The 24,653-nt window shown below is 63.2% G+C and carries 19 protein-coding genes and 1 riboswitch; of the genes, 8 read left to right on the forward strand and 11 right to left on the reverse strand.

Translation table 11 applies throughout. The features are described from left to right. The first annotated feature begins 83 nt into the window (after window positions 1–83). From parE to serB, 3 genes are read left to right on the forward strand one after another with little or no spacing between them, the layout of a single operon-like run. Window positions 84–1,979 (forward strand): DNA topoisomerase IV subunit B, encoded by a 1,896-nt coding sequence (gene parE, locus FEU76_RS12615; protein ID WP_096923197.1) that lies wholly within the window; start codon window positions 84–86, stop codon window positions 1,977–1,979. 6 nt (window positions 1,980–1,985) lie between these two features. Beyond that, window positions 1,986–4,238: a DNA topoisomerase IV subunit A gene (gene parC, locus FEU76_RS12620; RefSeq protein WP_016913416.1), complete on the forward strand. Its 2,253-nt coding sequence runs from the start codon at window positions 1,986–1,988 to the stop codon at window positions 4,236–4,238. A gap of 3 nt (window positions 4,239–4,241) precedes the next feature. After that, window positions 4,242–5,186, forward strand: coding sequence for a phosphoserine phosphatase SerB (gene serB, locus FEU76_RS12625; protein ID WP_039177612.1), 945 nt, complete (start codon window positions 4,242–4,244; stop codon window positions 5,184–5,186). A gap of 88 nt (window positions 5,187–5,274) precedes the next feature. On the opposite strand, the gene FEU76_RS12630 is transcribed toward serB, so the two are convergent. Next, entirely contained in the window at window positions 5,275–6,117 is an 843-nt protein-coding gene (locus FEU76_RS12630) for a DUF6694 family lipoprotein (protein WP_144983471.1), read from the reverse strand. A gap of 161 nt (window positions 6,118–6,278) precedes the next feature. Between FEU76_RS12630 and FEU76_RS12635 the strand changes: the two genes are divergently transcribed. The 3 genes from FEU76_RS12635 to FEU76_RS12645 are packed head-to-tail and all read left to right on the forward strand — an operon-like array spanning window position 6,279 to window position 9,978. Then, window positions 6,279–7,175 (forward strand): ion transporter, encoded by an 897-nt coding sequence (locus FEU76_RS12635; RefSeq protein ID WP_039177609.1) that lies wholly within the window; start codon window positions 6,279–6,281, stop codon window positions 7,173–7,175. A gap of 13 nt (window positions 7,176–7,188) precedes the next feature. Then, window positions 7,189–8,868, forward strand: coding sequence for a 2-isopropylmalate synthase (leuA, locus tag FEU76_RS12640; RefSeq protein WP_144983474.1), 1,680 nt, complete (start codon window positions 7,189–7,191; stop codon window positions 8,866–8,868). Window positions 8,869–8,895: 27 nt separating this feature from the next. Further along, the gene (locus tag FEU76_RS12645) at window positions 8,896–9,978 is read left to right on the forward strand and encodes a hypothetical protein (RefSeq protein ID WP_144983620.1); all 1,083 of its coding nucleotides are present in this window, start codon (window positions 8,896–8,898) and stop codon (window positions 9,976–9,978) included. A 38-nt stretch (window positions 9,979–10,016) separates the two neighbouring features. Here the strand turns inward: FEU76_RS12645 and atzF are convergent, their stop codons facing one another. The 10 genes from atzF to epmB all read right to left on the reverse strand — a co-directional run bounded on the left by atzF (window position 10,017) and on the right by epmB (window position 22,919). Next, window positions 10,017–11,837 (reverse strand): allophanate hydrolase, encoded by a 1,821-nt coding sequence (gene atzF / locus FEU76_RS12650; RefSeq protein WP_144983477.1) that lies wholly within the window; start codon window positions 11,835–11,837, stop codon window positions 10,017–10,019. A gap of 38 nt (window positions 11,838–11,875) precedes the next feature. After that, entirely contained in the window at window positions 11,876–12,592 is a 717-nt protein-coding gene (locus tag FEU76_RS12655; RefSeq protein ID WP_144983480.1) for a hypothetical protein, read from the reverse strand. Beyond that, entirely contained in the window at window positions 12,589–13,668 is a 1,080-nt protein-coding gene (locus tag FEU76_RS12660) for an isopenicillin N synthase family dioxygenase (protein ID WP_052196369.1), read from the reverse strand. Before FEU76_RS12660 ends, FEU76_RS12655 begins: the two co-directional genes overlap by 4 nt. Beyond that, window positions 13,665–17,285: an urea carboxylase gene (gene uca, locus FEU76_RS12665; protein ID WP_144983483.1), complete on the reverse strand. Its 3,621-nt coding sequence runs from the start codon at window positions 17,283–17,285 to the stop codon at window positions 13,665–13,667. Before uca ends, FEU76_RS12660 begins: the two co-directional genes overlap by 4 nt. A 79-nt stretch (window positions 17,286–17,364) precedes the next feature. After that, entirely contained in the window at window positions 17,365–18,003 is a 639-nt protein-coding gene (locus tag FEU76_RS12670) for an urea amidolyase associated protein UAAP2 (RefSeq protein ID WP_144983486.1), read from the reverse strand. Between the two features lie 10 nt (window positions 18,004–18,013). Then, window positions 18,014–18,736, reverse strand: coding sequence for an urea amidolyase associated protein UAAP1 (locus FEU76_RS12675; RefSeq protein WP_016913429.1), 723 nt, complete (start codon window positions 18,734–18,736; stop codon window positions 18,014–18,016). After that, entirely contained in the window at window positions 18,733–19,539 is an 807-nt protein-coding gene (locus FEU76_RS12680) for an ABC transporter ATP-binding protein (RefSeq protein WP_039177589.1), read from the reverse strand. Before FEU76_RS12680 ends, FEU76_RS12675 begins: the two co-directional genes overlap by 4 nt. Next, window positions 19,536–20,363: an ABC transporter permease gene (locus tag FEU76_RS12685; protein ID WP_081136957.1), complete on the reverse strand. Its 828-nt coding sequence runs from the start codon at window positions 20,361–20,363 to the stop codon at window positions 19,536–19,538. Before FEU76_RS12685 ends, FEU76_RS12680 begins: the two co-directional genes overlap by 4 nt. Window positions 20,364–20,436: 73 nt before the next feature. Continuing rightward, window positions 20,437–21,510 (reverse strand): putative urea ABC transporter substrate-binding protein, encoded by a 1,074-nt coding sequence (locus FEU76_RS12690; RefSeq protein WP_144983489.1) that lies wholly within the window; start codon window positions 21,508–21,510, stop codon window positions 20,437–20,439. A gap of 58 nt (window positions 21,511–21,568) precedes the next feature. Next, window positions 21,569–21,687: riboswitch (guanidine-I (ykkC/yxkD leader) on the reverse strand. 209 nt (window positions 21,688–21,896) lie between these two features. Beyond that, window positions 21,897–22,919, reverse strand: a complete 1,023-nt coding sequence (epmB, locus tag FEU76_RS12695; protein WP_016913433.1) for an EF-P beta-lysylation protein EpmB — start codon at window positions 22,917–22,919, stop codon at window positions 21,897–21,899. A gap of 112 nt (window positions 22,920–23,031) precedes the next feature. Between epmB and efp the strand changes: the two genes are divergently transcribed. Further along, on the forward strand, window positions 23,032–23,598 hold the full coding sequence (gene efp, locus FEU76_RS12700) for an elongation factor P (RefSeq protein WP_016913434.1): 567 nt from the start codon (window positions 23,032–23,034) through the stop codon (window positions 23,596–23,598). Window positions 23,599–23,668: 70 nt separating this feature from the next. Continuing rightward, window positions 23,669–24,649 (forward strand): EF-P lysine aminoacylase EpmA, encoded by a 981-nt coding sequence (gene epmA, locus FEU76_RS12705; protein WP_016913435.1) that lies wholly within the window; start codon window positions 23,669–23,671, stop codon window positions 24,647–24,649. Window positions 24,650–24,653: the final 4 nt, after the last annotated feature.

Here is a 24,653-nt window from a genome sequence, read left to right on the forward strand (position 1 = left end):
GCTTTTTGCTTTTCCGCTATCCTGTGCCCTTTTGTCGGCGGCGCACGCCGCCGACAGTACGTATTTTTAGGAACTGACGTTACATGACCCAGTTTGATGCTTCTCAGTACGGCGCGAGTTCCATCGAGGTTCTCTCCGGGCTTGAGCCGGTGCGCAAGCGCCCTGGAATGTATACCGATACCTCGCGGCCCAATCACCTGGCCCAGGAGGTCATCGACAACAGTGTCGATGAGGCGCTGGCTGGGCATGCCACGGCCATCAGCGTCGTGCTGCACGGCGATGGCGCCATCGAAGTGCAGGACAACGGGCGCGGCATGCCCATCGACCTGCATCCCGAGCACGGCGTCTCGGGGGTCGAGCTGATTCTGACCAAGCTCCACGCGGGGGGTAAATTCTCCTCGTCGAGCTACCGCTTCTCCGGCGGCTTGCACGGCGTGGGCGTATCGGTGGTCAATGCGCTGTCGCGGCGGCTGGAGGTCGAGGTCACCCGTGACGGCGCGCGCCATGCCATTGCCTTCGAACACGGCGAAAAGGTCGAAGAGCTCAAGGAGATCGGCAAGGCCGCCAAGCGTGCCACCGGAACATTGGTGCGCTTCTGGCCGGACGAAAGCTACTTCGACAGCCCCAAACTTGCGCTCTCACGATTGAAGCACCTGCTGCGGGCCAAGGCGGTGCTGTGTCCGGGGCTGGCGGTCACGCTGGTGGAGCCGGACGGCACCAAAACCGAGTGGGCGTACGCCGATGGCCTGCGCGACTACTTGGCCGAAGCCACCGATGGCTACGAGGTGCTCCCCAAGGAGCCTTTCGTTGGCCACTTCAATGATGACGAGCATGGCGTGGACTGGGCGATTCAGTGGCTGCCGGAAGGTGGCGAAGCGCTGCTGGAGAGCTACGTCAACCTGATCCCCACGCCCCAGGGCGGCACCCATGTGAACGGTTTCCGGGCGGGGTTGCTGGATGCCCTGAGGGAGTTCTGCGAATTCCGCAATCTGCTGCCCAGGGGTATCAAGCTCACCGCCGAAGACCTGTGGGAGCGCGCGTCCTTCGTGCTGTCGGTCAAGATGCTCGACCCTCAGTTTGCCGGGCAGACCAAGGAGCGGCTGTCGTCGCGTACCATCGCCGGATTCGTGTCCGGCGTGGTGAAAGACGCGTTCTCGCTGTGGCTGAACCACCACGTGGAGCAGGCCGAGCAGTTGGCCGAGCTGGTGATCAGCGCTGCCCAGCAGCGTCAGCGGAAATCGAAGAAAGTGGCGCGCAAGAAGGTCACCTCGGGCCCCGCGCTGCCGGGCAAGCTGGCCGACTGTTCGGGCCAGGACCCGGCCCAGAGCGAGCTGTTTCTGGTGGAAGGGGACTCGGCCGGGGGCAGCGCCAAGCAGGCGCGCAACCGCGAAACCCAGGCCATCCTGCCGCTGCGCGGCAAGATTCTGAACACCTGGGAGGTCGAGACCCACGATATCTACGGCTCCCAGGAAGTCCACGACATCGCGGTGGCCATTGGCGCCGACCCCGGCAGTGCCGACCTGGAAAAGCTGCGCTACCACAAGATCTGCATCCTGGCCGATGCCGATTCGGATGGCCTGCACATCGCCACGCTGCTGTGTGCCTTGTTCGTGAGGCACTTCCCCGCCCTGGTGGATGCAGGCCATGTGTTCGTGGCCATGCCGCCGCTCTACCGGATCGACCTGGGCAAGGAAGTACACTACGCCCTGGACGAGAGCGAAAAGGCCGCCATCCTCAAGCAATTGGCCAGCAAGCGCGGCACCCCCAACGTGCAGCGCTTCAAGGGGCTGGGCGAAATGAGCCCGCTACAGCTGCGTGAAACCACCATGGCCGTGGAGACCCGCCGGCTGGTGCAGCTCACGCTGAGCGAGGGGGACGGCACGCTGGAGATGATGGACATGCTGCTGGCGAAAAAACGTGCCAGCGACCGCAAGAAGTGGCTGGAAGATTACGGCAACCTCGCAGACATTGAGGTATAACCTCCGATGACCATGGATATTCAGGTAGCGGAGGGCGACGTCGAGCGTCTGTCCCTGCGCGACTACACCGAAAAAGCGTATCTCGACTACTCGATGTACGTCATTCTCGACCGCGCGTTGCCCAACATCGGTGACGGCATGAAGCCCGTGCAGCGGCGCATCATTTATGCCATGCGTGAACTGGCGCTGCACGCCAACGCCAAGTACAAGAAGTCGGCGCGTACCGTGGGCGACGTGCTGGGCAAGTTCCACCCCCACGGCGACAGCGCCTGCTACGAAGCCATGGTGCTGATGGCCCAGCCGTTCAGCTACCGCTACCCGCTGGTGGATGGCCAGGGCAACTGGGGTAGCCCGGACGACCCCAAATCCTTCGCGGCAATGCGCTACACCGAGGCCAAGCTCTCCAAATTCGCCGACGTGCTGCTCAGCGAACTGGGCCAGGGCACCGTGGAGTGGGCGCCCAATTTCGATGGCACCATGCAGGAGCCGGTGGTACTGCCGGCTCGTCTGCCCCATGTGCTGCTCAATGGCGGCACCGGCATTGCCGTGGGCATGGCCACGGACATTCCGCCGCATAACGTATCGGAAGTGGTCGATGCCACCTGCCATCTGCTGCGCAACCCCAAGGCCACCACGGCCGAGCTGATGGCGTTCGTGCCCGCGCCGGACTTCCCCACCGATGCCGAGATCATCACCCCCAAAGCGGACCTGCAAAAGCTCTATGAAAGCGGCCGTGGCTCGGTGAAGCTGCGCGCTCGCTACGTGCGAGAAGAGGCCAACGTGGTGATCACCGCGCTGCCTTACCAGGTCAGCGGTGCCAAGGTGCTGGAGCAGATCGCCGCGCAGATGCAGGCGAAGAAGCTGCCCATGGTGGCCGACCTGCGCGACGAGTCGACCCATGAAGAGCCTACCCGTCTGGTGATCGAGCCGCGCTCCAGCCGAGTGGACGTGGAGTCGCTGATGGCCCACCTGTTCGCCACCACGGACCTCGAAAAGAACGTGCGGGTGAACATGAACGTGATTGGCCTGGACGGTCGGCCACGGGTCATGCCGCTGAATGACATGCTGGGCGAGTGGCTGCGCTTTCGTCGTGCCACGGTGCGCCGTCGCCTGGAGCATCGGCTGGGCAAGGTGGAAGATCGCCTGCACATTCTGGAAGGCCTGCTGACGGCTTACCTGAACATCGATGAAGTGATTCGTATCATCCGCGAAGAGGACGAGCCCAAACCTGCCCTGATGAGCGCTTTTGGCCTCTCCGAGCGGCAGGCCGAGGCGATTCTGGAGCTGCGCCTGCGCCACCTGGCCAAGCTGGAAGAGATGAAGATTCGCGGCGAGCAGGACGAGCTGGAGAAAGAGCGCAAGACCCTGCAAGGCCTGCTGGGCAGCGACGCCAAGCTCACCACGCTGATCGAAAAAGAGATTCGCGCGGCGGGCAAGGAGCACGGCGATGCGCGCCGTTCGCCGCTGGTCGAGCGCAGCGAAGCGAAAGCGCTCTCGGAAGTTGAGCTGCTGGGAGCCGACCCGATTACCGTGGTGCTGTCCGACAAGGGCTGGATCCGTGCGGCCAAGGGCCATGACATCGACCCTGAAGGGCTATCGTACAAGGCGGGCGACAGCTTCCGCCTGGCGGCACGGGGCAAGACCAATCAGCCGCTGGTGCTGCTGGACGATACTGGCCGTGCCTACACGCTGCCAGCGCACAACCTGCCCAGCGCCCGAGGGCAGGGCGAGCCGGTCACCGGCCGCGCCAATGTCTCGGCGGGCGCCCAGATGGCGGGCTTGATGCTGGCGCCGCCCACGCGACGCTTTTTGCTGGCCAGCGATGGTGGCTATGGCTTCGTCGCGCCCTTGGAGGCGCTGACCGGCAAGAACAAGGCGGGCAAGGCGGTACTCAGCGTGCCAAAGGGCTGCAGCGTCATGGCGCCCGTGGAGGTGCCGGAAGGCGAATCGCTGTGGGTGGCGTCGGTTTCCAATGAAGGGCGGCTGCTGCTCTTCCCGCTGGACCAGTTGCCCGAGATGGCCAAGGGCAAGGGCAACAAGATGCTCGATATCCCCGGCCCCCGGGCGGCGCGGCGCGAAGAGTTCCTGCGTGATATCGCCATTGTGCCGGAAGGCGGAGAGCTGATCATTCATGCGGGCAAGCGCAAGCTGACGCTCAAGGCCGATGACCTTGCTTATTACCGGGGTGAACGTGGGCGTCGGGGCAGCAAGTTGCCGCGCGGTTTCCAAAAAGTTGAACGACTAGAAGCAGGGGAGTGACCGATGGCACGCGGTGATGAAGCAGTAGCCGATGTGGTGATGAGTGTACTGGCACCACGCTGGACACCCGACATGGAGCCGCCCCTGGCGGCACTGCTGGCGCAGTTCGGCCTGCAGGAGCAGCAGCGCACGCCGTTGGCCCAGGTGGCAGAAGGCGCGCCGCTGGATTGCCTGGAGCTGCATCTGGCTGGCGCTCCCGCCGAGTGGCGGGAGCTGCGTCAGGCGGCGCTGGCGCTCGGGGAAACGCTGGGGGCCGACGTGGTGGTGCAACCCGACCGGCGCCACCTGGGGGCTCCCAGGCTGGTCTGTTTCGATATGGACTCCACCCTGATCAAGGCCGAGGTGATCGATGAGCTGGCGCGCCGCCACGGGGTAGGTGACGAAGTGGCCGAAGTGACCGAGCGGGCGATGCGCGGCGAGCTGGACTTTCAGGCCAGCTTCCGGGAGCGGATGAGCAAGCTGGCGGGGCTGGATGAGTCGGTGTTGGCCAGCATTGCGGCCGAGCTGCCGCTGATGGACGGCGTCGAGCGGCTGATGGCCAATCTTCGCCACCAGGGGATCCGCACTGCCATCCTTTCTGGTGGCTTTACCTATTTTGCCCGTGGCCTGCAGGCGCGGCTTGGCTTCGATGAGATCCACGCCAATGAGCTGGTGATTCAGCAGGGCAAGGTCACAGGCGAAGTCCAGGAGCCCATCGTCGATGCCGAGCGCAAGGCGCTGCTGCTGGAGCAGATTGCCCAGCGTGAAGGTATCGACCTGGCGCAGACGGTGGCGGTAGGTGACGGGGCCAACGACCTGAAGATGTTGGCCAAGGCGGGAGTGGGCGTAGCGTTTCGCGCCAAGCCGCTGGTGCGTGCCGAGGCGCGTCAGGCGTTAGGCGTGGCGGGGCTGGATGGCGTGCTCTATCTGCTGGGCTATTCCCAGGCCGAGCTGATCGATCCTGTCTAGTTCGACCCCATCTAGTTCGACTCTATCCAGTTCGACCCTATCTTCGACCTTATCCAGTGATTGACGGGGCGGCGTTTGGCCGCCCTGTTCAGCTCGAAGGACCCTCGGTGCTGGGCGTCAGGCTACCGTACTCGGCCCGCAGGGCTTCCAGCCGTTCGGTTTCGGCCTCCGTCAGCGTAGGCGCGTGCCACAGCCGTTGGCCCTGGGCATCCTTCACGCCCTTCAGCGTGAGGGTGAGCTGGACATCCCGGGGTATCTGATCGTTGCCCCAAGGGCCAAAACGGTTGGGTGCCAGGCTCCAGGTGGCGCTTTCACCCGGCGCCAGGCCGCCGGAAATAACGTAGTAGAACGTCTCGTCTACCCAGGCAACGTCGCGGTTGGCGCTGCGCAGTACGCCGCGCAGCTGCAGCTCGGCAATGGCTGCATCAGAATCGTTGCTGACCTCTAGTTCAATGACCGGCTCCAGCGCTCCGAATGGGCTGGAAGCAAGATAGTAGCGCGCCCTGTCGATACTTACCCGCGCCAGCTGCTGCTGAGCGGCTTCGGCGTTGGCCTCTTTTTCTTCCAGGCGGCTCAAGGTGCGCAGGGCCTGGTCACGCTCTCGGGCACGGCGCTGGCGCAGCATCTCGTCGGCTCGCTCGATGACCTGGTCGCCGGTGAGCCCGTGCATGTAGGCGTTGGCCGACTCGGCGATTTCAGCCGCGTTCATGCGCCCGGGCTGCAGCACGCTGATACCGCTGAAAGACGACATGGCGATGATCTTCAACGCCTGATCGAACTCGTCGCGTTTGTAGGTCGGCAGCGAATCGCGGACTTTCTCGATGGACACCACGGCTGCGGGCATCGAACTCGTATCAATTTTGGGGTCAGCACAGCCCGCTATCAGCAGGGCCGTCAGCGACAGTATCGATAGCCTTGTCAGGCGCCGCATAGTTGTACCTCGTTACAGGCCAAAAAACCGACAGGGAGCTTACCCGAAAGTGGTATCGACCACTAGCCGGAGCAGCAAAACTCCCCTGTATCCAGCAGGTGGAAGGCGGCTCTTTTTGGTATAAAGTGTGCCGATTCAACGTTTCCGAGAAGCCCCGTTCCATGAGTGCATCCTTTACTACCTGGCAGGCGCGCTTTGAAAAGCTGCGCAGCAACAAGCTGTTCGAGACCGTGGTGATCGCCATCATCGTGCTGTCTGCCCTGACCATCGGTGCCCGCACCTACGATGAGGTCAGTCAGTTCGAGCAGTGGCTGATCTATCTGGACGTCGCCGTCACCATCTTCTTTCTGGTGGAACTGCTGATTCGCATGGCCGCCGAACGCAATCTGACCAACTTCTTCAAGAAGGGTTGGAACATCTTCGACTTCCTGATCGTCACGGCCAGCCTCATCCCCATGGACGACTCTGAGATGGTGCTGCTGGCACGCCTGCTGCGCATCTTCCGGGTGCTGCGTCTGGTGTCGATGATTCCCGAGCTGCGCCTGCTGCTGGTGGCGTTGATCAAGTCCATTCCACGGATGGGCTACGTGGCGCTGCTGATGTTCATCATCTTTTATATCTACGCGGCGGTGGGCAGCTTCATCTTCCATACCGTGGATGAGCAGCTGTGGGGCAACATTGCGCTGGCCATGCTGACGCTGTTCCAGGTGGCCACCTTCGAGAGCTGGGCCACGGCGGTGCTGTATCCCACCATGGAGCAGTACCCCTACGCCTGGATCTACTTTCTGACCTTCATCTTTTTGAATGCGTTCATTTTCCTGAATATGATGATCGGTATCGTGCTGGACGTGATGCAGAAAGAGAGCGCACAGATTGATTTAGAAAGCGGAGAAGGCGAAGCTGCAGAGATACAGGGCCTGCGTGACGACGTGCGCGCACTGCGCAGCCAGTTGGATCGCATGGAGTCCGCCCTGCAGGCGGCCGCGCAAGCCAGTCCTGGGCAAGCAAAGCCTGGTCTAGCACAGCCTGGGCAAGCAAAGCCTGACCGCGACGAATAACAGGAGAGCCACGATGATGATGAAGGACCCTTCGAAAAAGTATCGCCCTTTCGTGGCGGTGGACCTGCCCGACCGTCAGTGGCCCGGCCAGCGTATCGACACGCCGCCCATCTGGTGCAGCGTCGACCTGCGCGATGGCAATCAGTCGCTGATCGACCCCATGGATCAGGAGCGCAAGCAGCGGTTGTTCGACATGCTGCTGAAGATCGGTTTCAAAGAGATCGAAGTGGGCTTTCCTTCTGCGTCGCAAACCGATTTCGATTTCGTGCGCTCGTTGATCGAGCAGGACAAGATTCCCGACGACGTCACCATCCAGGTGCTGACCCAGGCACGGCCGCATCTGATCGAGCGCACCTTCGAGGCGCTGAAGGGCGCCAAGCGTGCCATCGTGCACGTCTACAATGCCACCGATCCGATGTTTCGACGGGTGGTGTTCAACGTCGACAAAGCAGAGTGCGTGCAAATTGCCGTGGACGCCACGGCGCAGATACGTGACCTGATGGCCACCAACCCGGAGACCCAGTGGACCTTCCAGTATTCGCCGGAACTGTTCACGACCACGGAAATGCCTTTCGCCGTGGAGATCGTCGAAGCCGTGATGGACACCTTCGGCCCCAGCGTGGACAACCGGATGATCGTCAACCTGCCGGCCACGGTCGAAGTGGCCACGCCCAACAATTACGCCGACCAGATCGAGTGGTTCTGCCGCCATGTGAAAAAGCGCGATACGCTGATCGTCAGCGTGCACCCGCACAACGACCGCGGCACCGGCGTGGCGGCGGCGGAGTTGACGCTGATGGCGGGTGCCGACCGAATCGAGGGCACCCTGTTCGGTAATGGCGAGCGTACCGGCAATGTCGATATCGTGACGCTGGCCATGAACATGTACACCCAGGGCGTACACCCTCAGCTCGATTTCTCCAATATCACGCCGATCATGCGCGAAGTGGAGTACTGCAACCAGCTGCCGGTTCATCCGCGCCATCCTTACGTGGGCGACCTGGTGTTCACGGCGTTTTCCGGTTCGCATCAGGACGCCATCAAGAAGGGCATGGCCGAGCGTCGCGCCAACCCCGAAGCCCCCTGGGACGTGCCGTACCTGCCCATCGATCCCATGGATGTCGGGCGCAGCTACGAAGCCGTGATTCGCGTCAACAGCCAGTCGGGCAAGGGCGGCATCTCCTACCTGCTGGAGCAGGAGCACGGCATCGAGCTACCGCGCAGGCTCTCCATCGAATTCAGCCAGGTGGTGCAGGAAGTGGCGGACCGTACGGGTCGCGAGATCACTTCCCAGATGATCTATCAGGCCTTCCTGGAAGAGTACCTGGAGCAGCAGGCACCGCTGGCGCTGGTCAACCACCGCCTGGCCTCCGAGCCGGATAGCCCTCGGGTCACCCTGGAAGCCGTCGTGGAGCAGCAGGGCGAACGCCATCTGCTGAGCGGTCAGGGCAACGGCCCGCTGGCGGCCTTCGTCAAAGCGCTGCACGCCCATGGACACGACGTGGAGATCATCGACTACCACGAGCACTCCCGAGGCCAGGGCGCCGATGCGGAAGCCATTGCCTATGTCGAAGTCCGTATCGACGGCCAGGCCGTGTTTGGCGTCGGCAGTGACGAGAGCATCACCAGCGCCTCCATGAAAGGCGTGCTGAGTGCCATCAATCGTTATCATGCCCAACATCATGCTCAGTAGTCGCGCTGAGTGGGGCGCGGCCTCGTGATGCGAGCGCGCCGTGGCCTGTTCATCGTGGCCGTGGCGCTGTTGGCGGCAACGCTGCTGAGTGCGGCTGCCTCCCACGAGCCCTTCGAGCCACGACTGGTGCGGCTGGAAGCCCACAAGGCACTGCCTGCATTGCCCCTTGAGCAAGAGTCTCCTGAGATCAACGCGCTGATGCTGCACTATGCTTCCGATCAGGCGCTGTGGATGAGCGCCTGGCTGGCTGTCATGCAGCATGGCGACCTCGCCCGGGAGGTACTGCTCGCGTACGGGCTCTCACCCCAGTGGCAGGACGTATTGGTGCGTTATGGTGCCGATGCGGTGCTGCCAGTCAGCTATTTTCATCATCACGACAGCGCCACGCTGCGTGCGCAGCACTGGCTGGGTGAGCGCTACCAGCAGCTGAGCCGATGGTGGAGCGATGAAGAGATGCCTGCCCCGGCGCAATGGTCGGCCCAGCAGCGCGGGCTGATGGGCATTGCATTCCTCGATGCCGAGGGGCACGCACTGTTGAACCAGTTCGTCATCGACCGTGAAGGCCAGGTGAATTGGCTGCAAGGCGAGCGTGTCGTGACCGGGGTGGGCGACTTTTTCACCAGTGGGATTCGTCAACTGGAGAGCCAGTGGCGCAGCGGCGACGGCGTGCGTGCCAGCGATCTCGGGTGGGCAGGGGTGGACCTGCTGGTGATGGCCAGCACGGTCAAGGTGCTGCGAGCGGGAAGAGCCGCCCGGGTAGGCCGAGTCGGCGCGCTGGAGGCGCAGGGTGCCCGTGTGGGCGTCGCGGCCAGCACGGGGCGTTTCGCGGCGCTGCCCCGCATGGCGCGCGTGGCGGCAGTGGCGGGCACGGCCTACGTGGTGGTACGCCACCCCAGCCTGGTGAGCGCGCTAGGCGCCAATCTGGCCAACTGGCTTGGCTGGCCCACCTGGTTGGGGCAGTGGCTGCTGTGGTTCTTGGTCTTGCTGCCGGTGCTGATCATGGTTCGCTGGCTATATCGCTGGTTGATTTCCCCCTTGCTTTGGCTGCTACTGTCGGTGGCACGCCTGTGCATCAGGACGCTTGCGCACGCGCCGAGGCAGCGTGGGTAGCGCCGCTCTGAGGTCATTGCTCAGAGCGGCGAGCGGTGTCAGGCGTGGCTGGCCAGCCACTTTCGCCAACTTCCGAATTCGGTAATGTCCCTGGCGGTACCGCTTTCGTTCAGCGCCCCGGCAGTGCAGATGAATCCACACGCCCAGCGGCCGCTGGCCAGCTCCACCTGCCCCAGCCCCAGCGGCGCGGGAATCCCGGCCAGAAAGCTGCCCACGGTCTCGACGGGCAGCCGCCATACCTCGACGTCAATGGCCTGGCCCCCCGCATCGCGCAGCAGCGCCGGACGCGAAGGCGGCCCGCCTGCCAGCGCGAACAGCTTGTAGCAAGGAGCCGTCTGGCTCGCTTCGAGCAGCACGCCGCCGCGCTCCGTCAGTTGGTGGTTGAGGGGTAAGCCGCTCAGGTGAGCGCCGCACACCACGATCTCCATGTGGCCGTCCTGGGCGGTGGTTGCCAAATCAGCGAGTGGCGGATGTGCAATGCCGGTTGCCCCCAGTGGCAGCATCACGCGTGCCTCCAGCGCCCGCGCCAACGACAGCAGCATCAGGTCGGCAAACGCCGGGCCGAACAGGGTGACCCCGGCAGGCAGGCCGCTCTCGGGCAATGCCACAGGTACCGCCAGGGCGCTGTAATCGAGCAGGTTCATGAAGTTGGTCCAGGTCCCCAGCCGTGAGTTCACGCCAATCGGGTCGGCGGCGACATCTGCCTTGGTGGGGTGGGTCACCGTGGTGGGGCTGAGCATCACATCTACCTGGGCGATGAGCGCATCGGCCTGACGCTTGAATTCGGCGAGCTGATAGCGCGCATCGAAGGCATCGACCGCCAGCGGGGTGGCCCCGCCTTGCGTGATCTGAAACGTCACCGGGTGAACGGCTTCGGGGTGGCTGGCCATCAGCTCACGAATCACGTGGTAGCGCTCGGCCACCCAAGGGCCTTCGTAAAGCAGGCGCGCCGCCGCCAACAGGGGCGCGCAGTCCAGCTCGACCTTTTCACCGCCCAGCGTTTCAAGGTGGGCAATGGCCTGGTGCATGCCCTGGGTGTAGGCCGCATCCGTTTGCCATTGGGCTTCGGGCGGTACGCCAAAGCGGAACGCGGAAGGGGCCTTTCCATAGCGTTTGGCGTGCACGGCAAAATCGTGCTTGCGCGACCAGGCGCACTGATCGTCATGAGCAGCGGTAATGCTGAGCACTTTCGCGGCATCGTCGGCGGTGAAGGTAAACAGGCTGATGGTGTCCAGCGTTGCGCAGGCGGGCACTACGCCGCGGGTGCTGAGCAGGCCAAGGCTTGGCTTGACGCCGTACAAGTTGTGAAAACAGGCCGGCACACGGCCTGAGCCCGCGGTATCGGTACCGAGAGCAAAGCTGACCATGCCCGCCGCCGTGACCACCGCCGAGCCACTGCTGGAGCCACCCGGCACCCGCGTCGGGTCGAAGGCATTGGCGGGCGTGCCGTAAACCTCCAGCGCCCGTTCACCGACCAGCCCTGTCGCAAACTGATCCAGGTTGGTTTTGCCCATGGGGATCGCCCCCGCATCGATCAACTGCTGCACCACAAAAGCATTTTCCGTAGGTGTATAGGCATACGCCGGGCTGCCAGCGGTGGTCGGAACGCCCGCCAGGTCGATATTGTCCTTGATCGCAAACGGAATGCCGTACAGGGGCAGGGTCTCCGGCGATTCGCCTTCCAGGCGTTGGAGGTAGGGCGCTAATTGCTCACGCGTCAGCCGGGTGATCCAGGCAGGGTCATGGCCGTGTGTATCGGCCAGGGAGAGCAGGTGTTCTACCAGTCGTGCAGGTGTCAGGTTGCCCTGCCGATAGGCGCTGTGCAGGCTGGCGATATCCAGCGCTTGGGTGAGTGCCATGGTGGTCTCCTAATCTAGTGCTGAGCTAGTGGTCTTACCTAGCCGTTCTGGGTCGTGTCGAGCTTGAGTGGCGTGTCGTTCATTGGCGTGGCTGGGTGACCTATGCGCCAGGGGTGGGTCGAAAGACGAATCTGCCACCCTTGCCCATCGCGCTCCAGATAGTTCATGCACAGGCTGGCTCGCCAGCGCAGGGCGTCGTCGCTGGCCTTTTCCAGTGGCGTGTATAGCGAGTTCTGGTGGCCTGGTGCTGGGCGCGGAGTGATGGCCATGGCATGGTCACCAATCTGTAACCAGCGTAGCCGCCCTTGGGCGTCGGTGCGCACTAGCTCGCGTTGGTCGGGGGTGCATTGGCGTTGCCAGTGTTCGACGTAGCGCCCGTGGGGGTGCTGCTCCTCGAGCAGGTGGTCATCGAGCCAGGCCAAGTGCCCGACGTCTTTTTCCAGGCTGGGGTTCAGGTCCTGCAGGCGGTGCCAGGTGCATACCGGCCCGTCGATCTGGGTGATGCCGACGAATCCGGTCAGGTGGGCGAGCCATTCGAGCTGCGCTCGACTGCACGCCCCCAGGTGCTCGATGCCTGCCAGCGCATCGTGATGGGCGGGAAGGCGCAGGTCGGCATGCCACTGAGCGCCCTGAAGCCAGACCACCTGGGTGCCGGTATCCGTGTACTGGTAGGGCGGCTGAGCGGGCTCGGCATAGAGCGTGCGCTTCCAGACGCCCCGAAACTCGGTTGGTGTGGCGGGGAGTGGTAGGGTCATGAGGCGGGCTTCCCGTCTTGGGCAGCCGAGTGCTTGCCGTGCTGGCCCAGGCTTCCCACTTCTCGGGCACCTTCGGGAAGCGTAATCTCACCCTTTGCCAAACGCTCGCGCAGGTAGCGGAAGGTCTGGATCGTTTGGGCGTAGAGGTGATCGCCCGCTTTGAGCGGTGCGTAATGAGCTTTGCCGTGGCGCTCGACCAATTCAGGCAGCGGTGCCACTTCAGTATGGTAATCGCAGGCGAAAAACAGCGGGAAAGAGTAGCGCTCCTGTTTAACTTTGCGCACTCGGTGGGAGGTCGCCACAAATTCGCCGTTGCTCCAAATTTCCAGCATGTCGCCAATATTGACGACTAATGCATCCTCTTGATAGGGGACATCGATCCATTTGCCTGCACCATTCATTACCTCGAGCCCCGGTGCAGTGGGTAGCAGTAGCGTGAAACACTCGTAGTCGGTATGGGCACCGATGCCTTGGGCATCTTCGGCATCAGGGTTATACGGATAGTGGATCAATCGCAGTTGGCTGGGTGGCTTGGTGACGTGGCGAAGTAGCTGCTGCTCATCAAGACCCAATGCTCGGGCAAAGCCGCCCATGAGTGCCCGGCCCACTTGGTAGGCAGCCTCGTAGTAGGCGGCGATAGGCTCGCGGAAACCGTCAAGGTCGGGCCAGGGGTTGGGACCGAGGAGTGGCGTACCTGCCAACACCTCTGGGTCGTCACTGGGCAGTTCAAAGGCAAGATCAAACGCCTCTTTCATGTCCGGCTTGTTAGGGTCTGGCGACTCTTCACCAGGAGGGACATAGCCTCGGTGGTGGTGATAGAGGCCGATGTAGCGCTCCATTTTGATGGCTTCAGGTTGGGCAAAGAAGCGTTTGGCTTGAGTAATCAAACCCTCGCGAAGCGGGAGGTCGATTCCGTGGCCCACCATTTGAAAGAACCCCACGTCTCGTGCGGCGCGGCCAAGGTTATCCGCAACCGCTTGGCGTGCAGCGGCATCACCATGGAGTAAACCGCTAATGTCGATAACGGGGATTGCTTGAAAGTCAGCTAAGCGCTGATCAGCGGTGATCTGGCTCATGCGTTTACCTCCTGTTCACTGGTGAGCACCAGAAGTGGTTGCCCCGGGGCAATGGAAGCGCCCTCAGAAAGGGGTAAGCGAGCAACACGGCCAGCGCAGTGGACGGTGATCTCAACTTCCATTTTCATCGACTCCACCAGTGCCACTGGCTGGCCAGCCGTTACCAGATCACCTTCTTCCACCAGCAATTTCCACAGACTGCCGGTGACGGGGCTTTCGATGCCTATTTCGTGATCATCCAACGCGGTGACTTCGGTGGCTTCCGGGGCCTGGTCTTCAAAGGTGAACTGGCCATTGGCCCGCCAGGCGGCCATTTCGGCCTGGAAGGCGGCTTCACGTTTTGAGCGGAAGGTCTCAATTGCCGAAGCATGTTTGTCGATGTCGGCCTGGTAGTCCGCCAAGCGAAAGCGAGTCGTTTCAATGGACAACTCGTAACGACCATGGGGGAAGTCGCGGCGAATTTGCGCCAGCGCCTCGTGGCTGACCTCATGAAAACGCAGTTGATCAAAAAAGCGCAGCAGCCAGGGGTTCTCGAAGTGGGCCGTGGTGCGATAGCGGTTCCACATCTGCAGGGTGCGCCCCACGAACTGGTAGCCGCCAGGGCCTTCCATGCCATAGACGCACAGGTAGGCGCCGCCGATACCCACCGAGTTTTCGGCGGTCCAGGTGCGGGCCGGGTTGTACTTGGTGGTAACCAGCCGCTGGCGCGGGTCGAGGGGCGTGGCGACCGGTGCGCCGAGGTAGACGTCCCCTAGCCCCATGACGAGATAGCGGGCGTTGAAGACGATATCGCGCACCTGCTGCTCGCTTTCCAGCGCATTGATGCGGCGTATGAAGTCCAGGTTGCTGGGGCACCAGGGGGCATCGGGTCGCACGCTGCGCTGGTACTTGTCCACCGCTTCCTGACAAGCGGGGTCGTCCCAGGAGAGCGGCAGGTGCACTACGCGGGACTCCACTTCCAGCGACTCGACATCCACCAGCGCCTGTTCGGCCTGGCGCAGGTGGTCGAGCAGCTGGTCGAGGCTTAGCTCGCGGGGCTCGTAGTGGAGCTGCAGGGAGCGAATGCCCGGCGTCAGCTCGCGCAGCCCCACCACTGGGTGCTCTCGTAGCCACAGCATCCAGGCGTGGACCCGAAAGCGCAGCGCGATATCCAGCTCCATGGGGCCGAATTCGATCAGCAGGAAGTCGTCACCTGCTCGGCGGTAGACGATGCGCTCGCCTGCCTGAGCAGCATCGACCTCGCGGAGCAGCGGCGAGCCGCGCTCGGCCTCACAAACGGGCGTGGGCTGGGCGGACAGCTGCTGCAACTGCGTCAACTGATGCACTTCCAGGGCGCGGGCATCTTCCAGGCGGATCGGCGCGAAGCGCACCTTGTCGCCTGCCGTCAGTTGGCCCAGCTTCCAGCGTTCGGCGCGCACGACCGTGGCCGGGCAGACGAAGCCGCCCAGTGAGGGGCCGTCGGGGCCCAGGATGACCGGCATGTCGCCGGTGAAGTCGATGGTGCCGAAGGCGTAGGCGTTGTCATGAATATTGGAGGGGTGAAGCCCCGCCTCGCCGCCATCGGCGCGTGCCCAGATGGGCCGAGGGCCGATGAGCCTGACGCCGGTGCGGCTGGAGTTGTAGTGGACTTCCCACTCATGGTCGAAAAAGCGCTCGATATCCTCGTCGGTAAAGAAGTCCGGGGCGCCGTGAGGGCCGTAGAGAACCGCAATGCGGGTCACCTCCGGGCCACCAAAGGTGGGGATTAGCGCTGGGTCCAGCGTCTTGACGGGCGCAGCTGAAAACGCGGGCAGGTCCAGCATGTCGCCACTGCGCAGGGCACGACCACCGTGGCCACCAAACTGGCCCAGCGTGAAGGTGCTGCGTGAGCCCAGGTAGCGGGGGCAGTCGATGCCGCCCCGCGCCAGCAGGTACGCGCGGGCGCCCACGGCGGCCTTGCCCAGGGTCAGGGTGGCGCCGGCTGGCACGTCGATGACCTGCCAGCCAGGGATGGCGGTGCCATCGAGGGTGGCAGGCAGCTCGGCGCCCGCCAGCACGATCTGGGTGGCGCGATGAAAGCGCAGCGTGGGGCCATTCAGGGTGATTTCGAGCCCGGCGGCCTCGTCGGGGTTGCCCAGCAGCCGATTGCCCAAGCGAAACGACCAGTCGTCGAAGGGACCAGATGGGGGAACACCCACGTCCCAGTGGCCTTGACGCCCCGGGTAATCCTGCACGGTGGTCAGCGTGCCCGGGCTGAGAACTTCCATGGCGGGAGGGGCCCATGCCAGCTGGGTGAGCCAGTGCGTGTCGATCTGGGCGGCGTCGAAGCGGGCGTCCCTCAGCACATGGGCCAGCCAGCGGCGATTGGTGGCAATGCCATATACCGAGGCATCTTCCAGGGCCGTGGCCAGCCGGGCAATGGCCTGTTGGCGAGTGTCGGCATGGACCATCACCTTGGCCAGCATGGGGTCGAACAAGGGAGTGACTTCCAGGCCTGCTTCGAGGGCGTGGTCGATACGCAGGCCCTGATCCTCGGGGAAGGTGACTTCGGTCAGCAGCCCCGCGCTGGGGCGGAAATCGTGCGCCGGGTCTTCGGCATATAGCCTGGCCTGCACGGCATGGCCACGGGGCTGCAGGCCCTCTGCCAGGCTCGCCAGCGGGGGGAGTGCCTGGCTACCGAGGCGTACCATCCACTCGACGATATCGACCCCGTAGACCAGTTCGGTCACCCCGTGCTCGACCTGCAGGCGGGTATTGACCTCCAGAAAGTAGAACGCCTCGCGTTCGGCATCGTAGATGAATTCGACGGTGCCCGCACTGCGGTAGTTGACCGCTTGGCCCAGCTGCACCGCCGTGGCGTGCAGGGAGCGCCGCACGGCATCAGGCAGGTTGGGAGCAGGGCACTCCTCGAGGACTTTCTGATGGCGCCGCTGGGTGGAGCAGTCCCGCTCGCCAAGGGCAATCACCTGCCCCTGGCCATCGCCGAACAGCTGCACTTCCAGATGGCGAGCACGGGCGATGTAGGCTTCGAGAAAGACGCCGCCATCGCCGAAGTTGCGCTCGCCCAGACCTTTCACCGAATCAAAAGCGCGTGCCAGCTCTGCCTGGGAGTGGCAGACCTGCATGCCGATGCCGCCACCGCCAGCGGTGGACTTGAGCATTACCGGGTAGCCGATACGCTCGGCGTGAGCCTTGGCGTCTTCCAGCGAGGCCAACAGCGGTGAGCCGGGGACCAGCGGCACACCGGCCTGTTCGGCCAGCGCGCGGGCTTCGTGCTTCAAGCCGAACTGGCGGATCTGCTCGGCGGTCGGGCCCAGAAAGACCAGCCCGGCCGTGTCGCAGGCGCTGATGAAGCGGGTGTTTTCCGACAGGAAGCCGTAGCCTGGGTGAACCGCCTGGGCGCCGCTTTGCTGCGCAATGGCGATGAGCTTGTCGATGTTCAGATAGGTCTCGCTGGCGCCGCCCTCACCCAGCGAATAGGCTTCGTCGGCCTGGTGCACGTAGGGCGCATCGCGGTCAGCGTCGGCGTATACCACGACGCTCTGGATGCCGAGGGCGTTCAGCGTTCGCAGGATACGCGCGGCAATGGCCCCGCGATTGGCAATCAATACCTTGGACAATAACGGTGTCGTGGACATGGTGGTGCCTGCAAAGAAGGGCGGGCCGTCCCGCAGATGAATCAGCCCCTTGGGGTCGTCCCCAGGAGGAAAAGTGACCTCACTCCCAGACCAGCAGCTCGATGGGCGTCGGGTTGTAGCCGTTACAGGGGTTGTTGAGCTGAGGGCAGTTGGAGACCAGCACGATGACATCCATGTTGGCTTCCATCTCGACGTACTTGCCGGGGGCCGAAATACCGTCGGCAAAGGTCAGCCCGCCGTCGGCCGTCACCGGCACGTTCATGAAAAAGTTGATGTTGTGGGTGATGTCGCGTTTGGTCAGCCCGAACTCGGGATGGCGGGCAATGGCCTGCATCCAGTTGTCGCGGCAGGAGTGCATGTGGCGCTTTTCGAGATCGTAACGCACGGTATTGCTTTCGCTGGCGCAGGCACCGCCCAAGGTGTCGTGGCGGCCACAGGTGTCGGCGGTGATGGTCAGCATGGTGCGGCCTTCACTGGACATCAGCCGGGTGCCCGCCGTCAGGTAAACCGCGCCCTGTTCGCGCACGGTATCCATGGCGCTGTAGCGCTCGGCGGTATCGTCGGCATTGAAGAACAGGGTGTCGGCGGCCTGGTTGCCCTCCAGGTCCAGAATGCGCAGGGTCTGGCCGCGTTTCACGGTGCCGATGTAGTGGTCACCGGCCTCGACGGTGGTGCGGCGGACGGCGTTTTCAGGGCGTAAGGTGCTTTCGATGATCATGGTGTCCCCCTTAGAGGCCGAGGTGGTAGAGGCGATTGTTGGCAAAGCCACGTGCGTTTTCGGGCCGTGAGCGGTAGCAGGGGTCTTCCTCGGTGGGAGGCTCCGCCGTGCCTAGCGCGATATCGACGCCGCGACGGGGGTAGTGCGGGCTGGGGTCGAGGGGGTGCGGGCAGGTGTGCAGCAGCACCAGCGTATCCATCTCGAAACGCAGCGTGACGCGGCTGCCCGGCTGGCAGTGGTTGTCGACATAGCGCAGCTTGCCTGCGTCATCGCTCTCGACCCGTGAAAACAGGTTGAGGTTGGCCGCCAGATCGCGTCGGCCCAGGCCGTATTTCGCCAGCTCGACGAGAAAGGCATCGTGGCCGGTGCGGGTCCAGTCATTGTGAGCCTGCTGGTAGCTCACCGGCTGCCAGCCCTTGGCCAGAAGGTGGTGGGGCATCAGGTTGCCGCCCACACTATCGTGCCAGCCCAGGGTGTCGTGGGTGATCGACGCAAAGATGCGGCCCATGTCGGAATAGAGGCAGTGGCCCTGGGTGAGTTTGAAAGTATGCTGGCACTTCAGGGTGTCCGGCAGGTTGAGGCGCTCCAGCAGGTTTTCCGGGTTGTAGCAGAGCAGCCCTACGTTGCTGTTGGCCTGCTGGGCTGACAGGGTCAGCGTGGTGCCGCGGCGCAGGCGCAGGGACCAGTGATGGCCGCCGGGCAGGTGCGTGGCGTAGTCCGCGTGGGTTGTCATGACAGCGTCTCCTGTACGTGGGTGGTCAGACCGCGTTCCGCCAGCGTGTCACTCAGTGCCTGGGCGGAGTGTGCGCGGTTGGCCTGTTTGCCGATGGGCAGGTCGTAGGTGATGGTGGCGCCATAGGCCTCGGGGGCCTGGGGGTCGTGGCGAGTCTTGTCGAAGACCCACAGCCGCGTGCCAAGGGCGAAGGCTTCCGTGAGGTCGTGGGTGATCATGAAAATGGTCAGCGACTGCTCTTGCCAAAGCCGCGTGATCAGCGCGTGCATGTCCTGGCGAATGCCGGGGTCGAGCGCGCCGAACGGCTCGTCCAGCAGCAGTAGCCGAGGTTTCATCATCAGCGCCTGGGCAATGGCGAGGCGTTGCTGCATGCCGCCGGAGAGCTCGTGGGGGTACTTGTGCAGCGCATGGCCCAGGCCCACCTCTTCGATGCGCGCCGTGGCCACTTCGATGGCGCGCCGCCGGGATGCACCAAAGCGCTTGCCCAGCAGCGGGGCAGTCCGCAGCTCTTCGGCGATCATGACGTTGCCCAGGACGGTCAGGTGGGGGAAGACCGAGTACTTTTGAAACACCACGCCGCGGTCGGGGCCGGGTTCGTCAGGAATGGGCTGGCCATCCAGCAGCAGGCTGCCTTTGGAGCGCTTTTCGGTGCCCAGCAGCATTTTCAGGAAGGTGGTCTTGCCACAACCTGACGCGCCCACCAGCGTCACGAACTCGCCTTCCTCGACGGAGAAGTTGAGGTTTTCCAGCACCACGTGCTGGCCATAATGCTTTTCCAACCGGTGGGCGGAGAGCAGGCTCATGATTTGTCTCCTTCATCGGCGTGATACCAGGGGAAGGCCAGCCGTGATACCCAGGCCAGCAGTTGATCCAGCACGAAGGCCAGCAGGGTGATCCAGGCCACGTAGGGCAGAATCACGTCCATGGAGAGGTAGCGGCGCACCAGAAAGATGCGATAGCCAAGGCCCTCCTGGGCGGCAATCGCTTCTGCTGCAATCAGGAACAGCCAGGCGCTGCCCAGCGCCAGCCGTGTGGCATTGAGCAGCCGAGGCGTCAATTGGGGCAGCAGCACTCGCAGCAGCACTTGCCAGGAGCTGGCGCCCAGGGTCTGGGCCTTGATCAACTGTTCGTCTGGCAGGCGCAGGGCGTGGCCCTGCAAGTCACGAATCAGAAAGGGCGTCACGCCCATCACGATCAACGCGATCTTGGCCGCTTCCCCGGTGCCAAAGGCGATGAACAGGATCGGCAGAATGGCCATGGGCGGTATCAGCGACGTTACCGTGATCAGCGGCGAGAGCTTGGCGCGCAGCAGCGGAATGCCGCCACTCAAGATGCCCACCACCAGGCCGATCAGCGCGCTGATGCCGACACCGATCAGCAGCCTTTCGAGGCTGGCGAAAGTGTCGGTCCACAATACGATCTGGCCGGTGCGCACGTTTTCGGCTGTGGCCAGGTGGTGAAAGGTCTGCGCCATGCTGCCAGGGGAAGGCAGCAGGCGGTCGTTGGGGTTGTCAGCCAGGCGAGCACTGGAGGCGCTCAGGTAGAGCATGCCCAGTACCAGAAACGGCACCAGTCCCAGCAGCCAGCGGCCGCCGCGCGAGGGCGACAGGTTAATCAAGCGCTTCATGGCAGGGTCCACCAGGTAAGTAAGGGGCAGAAGCGGCGAGCCGCCGCTTCATGGGGCGAATACCGTGGCCTCGTTACTGCGCGTCGAGGTACGCCTGAGTAAAGGAAGGATCGAAGCGCAGCTGCACGTTGCTCTCGTCACCGAAGATACCGCTGGGCGTTTCGATGCCCACCACGCCCGCGCTGGGTGCCATGTCGCCCAACAGCCCGTGGGTAAAGCTGAAGTCGGCCACTCGCTCCATGGTCTCCAACAGCTCGGGGCTTTCCATCAGCGCCACGGCTTCGGCGGGGTCGGTATACAGGTAGGTTGCCTCTAGCTGGGCACGGTAACCCTCCAGATCGGTGCCGGCGGCATCGGCCATGATCGTCAGCGCGTGCTCGTCATTGGCCTCGACAAGCGCCATGACCTCGTACCAGGCGCCCACCAGGGCGTGCCCCAGCGCGGGGTAGTCGGCCAGGGTTTGGGTGTTCACCACCATCATGTCGAGAATTTCACCGGGGATTTCCGCCGAGGTGTATACCACTTGGCTGTCCGGCATCTCGGCGATGGTGCTGAGCTGCGGATTCCAGGCGGCTACGGCTTCGGTACTGCTGCTGGAAAACAGGCCGACGATATCGGCGTCGGAGGTATTGACCGTTTCGATGTCGCGCTCGGTCAGCCCAACGCTCTCCAGGGCGCGTGCCAGAAAGTAGTGAGACACGCTGAACTGCACCAGATTGACCCGGCGGCCTTCGATATCCGCCAGCTCACCGCCCCCTTTGAGCACGATGCCGTCATTGCCGTTGGAGTAGTCGTTGATGATCAGTGCGGTGGAGTCGACGCCGCTGGCGGCAGGAATGGTCAGAGCGTCCATGTTGGTCATGGCGCAGCCATCGACGTTGCCCGAGGTGAACTGGTTGATGGACTCGACGTAGTCGTTGACCTGTATCACGTCGATAGCGATGCCGTGCTGCTCGGCCCATTTGTCGACGATGCCTTCGACATCGGCATAGGCCCAGGGCATCCAGCCTGCATAAATGGACCAGCAGACGCTGAATTGGTCACGCTCCTGAGCATGCACGAAAGAGGGGGACAGCGAGGTGGCCAGCAGGGCGGCCGAGAGCGGGGCCAGCAGATATTTACCAGGGGTTCGGATGGAACGGGTCATGAGAGCCTCCAGCGGCTAAGTAAAAACTCAGGGGGCATCGGCGCATCACTGTGCCTTATCCTCCCGGGCTTTTATCCCGCCGTGTAACCTTGCGCTTGCAAGGTCGATCGCTCTCGGACCAGCCACAACCATCAGGGGCGTTTCGTTGATGGTGTCGGAACCCTAGCGATCTATTGGAAACTCGATTGTGCGGCTGCGATAGCGGCCAATACCCCGTGTGTAACACCATGAACACAGCAAGATATTGGCCGCTTGCTTAAAAATGACGGTGAATCATGCGTTTGGCGACGTTTCTGACGAACAGGGCATGCAGCGTCGCTTTTGTCTGCGCATTTTTTTGGTGCGTTATCATTGGGCTTGCACCACGCTGTATCGGTTGTCAGCGCTTACAGCGGCGTCTTGCTCATCCTGCCCGGTACTTCTCGCACCAGCCTGGGCATCAGGAAGCCGGGCAGGTGTTCGAGCAACTGCTGGACCAGCGCTTTGGCGCGTTCGTCGGTGACGTCGTAGTGGGCTGCGCCTTGTACGGGGTCGAAGGCGTGCAGGTAATAGGGCAGTATCCCCGCCTCGAACAGTCGTTCGGAGAGCGTGGCCAGGGTCGTGACGTCATCGTTGATGTCGCGCAGCAGGACGCTCTGATTGAGCAGCGTGACGCCCGCCTGCTTGAGGCGCGCGCAGGCTGCGACCACGGCCTGGTCGATCTCGTTGGCGTGGTTGATGTGCAGCACCATTACCTTTTGCAGCCGGGTGTTGCCAAGCCAGCCCAGCAGGTGGTCATCCACCCGGTCCGGGATGACCACCGGCAGGCGCGTATGCAGCCGCAGTCGCTGCAGGTGGGGAATCTCTTCCAGCTGCGCGACCAGCCAGCTCAATTGCCTGTCGTTGGCGGCCAGCGGGTCGCCGCCGGAGAGAATCACTTCCCGAATGGCGCTGTCCTGGCGGATATAGCCAAGGGCCTCCTGCCATTGGGCTCGCGAAGGCGCGTGCTCCTGGTAGGGGAAGTGGCGGCGAAAGCAGTAGCGGCAGTTGATGGCGCAGGCCGGGCTGGCGATCAACAGCACGCGGTTGGTGTATTTATGGATCAGGCCTTTGGCCGGGCGGTGATCGGCTTCTTCCAGTGGGTCAGTGACATAGCCAGGCGGCGACAGGGCTTCTTCGGCCAGCGGCAGGACCTGGCGCAGCAGCGGGTCGCTGGGGTCGTTGGGCGCGATGCGTGACAGGTACGCCTCGGGCACGCAGATATCGAACAGGCGATGCCCCGCCTGGGCTTCTTGCTGCCACTGGGCGTCCAGGCCAAGGCGCTGGCAGAGGGTTTGCGGGTCGCGAATGGCGCGGGATAGTTGCCGTTGCCAGGAGGCGGGCGCCTCGTCGGATATCGAGTGACCGGCAATGATGATGTTCTCCTGCAAAAAGCCCTCCTTCGGGTTATCATGCGCGCACTTGGCTACAAGGTTAACGACGGCGAAGCAGGGCTGCGCGCGTCACCGACTGAAACACACCATAGAACCATTGAGAGGCAGTATGGCGAACTATTCTACCAATGAATTCAAAGCGGGTTTGAAAGTAATGCTCGATGGCGATCCTTGTTCGATCGTCGAGAACGAGCTGGTCAAGCCTGGCAAGGGTCAAGCGTTCAACCGCGTCAAGCTGCGCAACCTGATGACTGGCCGTGTCGGTGAGCGCACGTTCAAGTCTGGCGACTCGCTGGAAGGCGCTGACGTCATGGATCTGGAGATGGAGTACCTCTACACCGACGGTGACATGTGGCACTTCATGAAGACCGACGGCTCTTTCGAGCAGTACGCGGTAGAGAAAAAAGCACTGGGCGAGACCGAAAAGTGGCTCAAGGAGCAGGTGCCCTACACTCTGACGCTGTGGAACGACAAGGCGATCTCGGTCACGCCGCCCAACTTCATCGAGCTGGAAGTCGTCGAAACCGACCCCGGCCTGAAAGGCGATACTGCTCAGGGCGGCTCAAAGCCTGCTACGCTTTCCTCGGGTGCCGTGGTACGCGTACCGCTGTTCATCAACCAGGGCGAAGTGTTGAAGATCGACACCCGCTCCGGTGAGTACGTATCACGCGCTTGATCGGCGTCACTTGCAAGCGGTAAGCAAAGCCACGCACTCTGCGTGGCTTTATGTTGTCAGGGAGAAGGGAATGACGGCCAGTTGGCAGCCAACAGCATCCATGGAGACGCTACGTGAGCGTGCGCGCCTGCTTGCGGCAGTGCGCCATTTTTTCGTATCACGCGATGTCATGGAAGTAGAGACCCCCGTCCTCGGGCAAGGGGGCAGTACCGATGTCAACCTCGTGTCGCTGGCGACGCGGGCACGCACGGACAAGGGCCAGCGCAAGCTGTGGCTACAAACCTCACCGGAATTTCACATGAAGCGGCTGCTGGCGGCGGGAAGCGGGCCGATCTTTCAGCTGGCTCGGAGCTTTCGTGATGGAGAGGTGGGGTCGCGGCACAATATCGAATTCACCATGCTGGAGTGGTATCAGCCGGGCTATTCGCTCGCCCAGCTGATCGAAGAGACCACGGCGCTGGTCGCCCATGTGATGCCCAATGCTCCTGGGCCGGTGGTGCACTACCGCTACCGTGAGCTGTTTCATACGCATCTGGAAGTGGACCCTTTCACCACGTCGCTGGACACCTTGCGTCTGGTGGCGGCCGAGCGGGGCAGCATGCCCGCCAAGGCGCTGGCCGAAGAGGGGCGTGATACGTGCCTCGATCTGCTCATGGGCATGGTCATCGAGCCGCGCCTGGGCCAGCAGGAGCTGAGCGTGGTGGTGGATTATCCGGCCAGTCAAGCGGCACTCGCGCAGCGCCATCAGGATAGCGACGGGGAGTGGGTGGCGTCGCGGTTCGAGCTCTATCTGAACGGGGTCGAGCTGGCGAACGGCTACCATGAGCTGACCGATGCCGATGAACAGCGTCAGCGGTTTGCCCGCGATAACGAGGAGCGTCGTCGGTTGGGGCTGAGCGAAGTGGATGTGGACGAGCGGCTGCTGGCCGCGCTGGCCCATGGAATGCCTGCTGCCTCCGGTGTCGCGCTGGGCATCGACCGGTTGATACAGCAGGCCTTGGGCAAGGGGAAGCTGGAGGAAGTACTGGCGTTTGCTACCCCTGCCTGTTGAGGTT

This window comes from Halomonas sp. C22, assembly GCF_007655045.1.
Classification (GTDB): domain Bacteria; phylum Pseudomonadota; class Gammaproteobacteria; order Pseudomonadales; family Halomonadaceae; genus Vreelandella; species Vreelandella hamiltonii.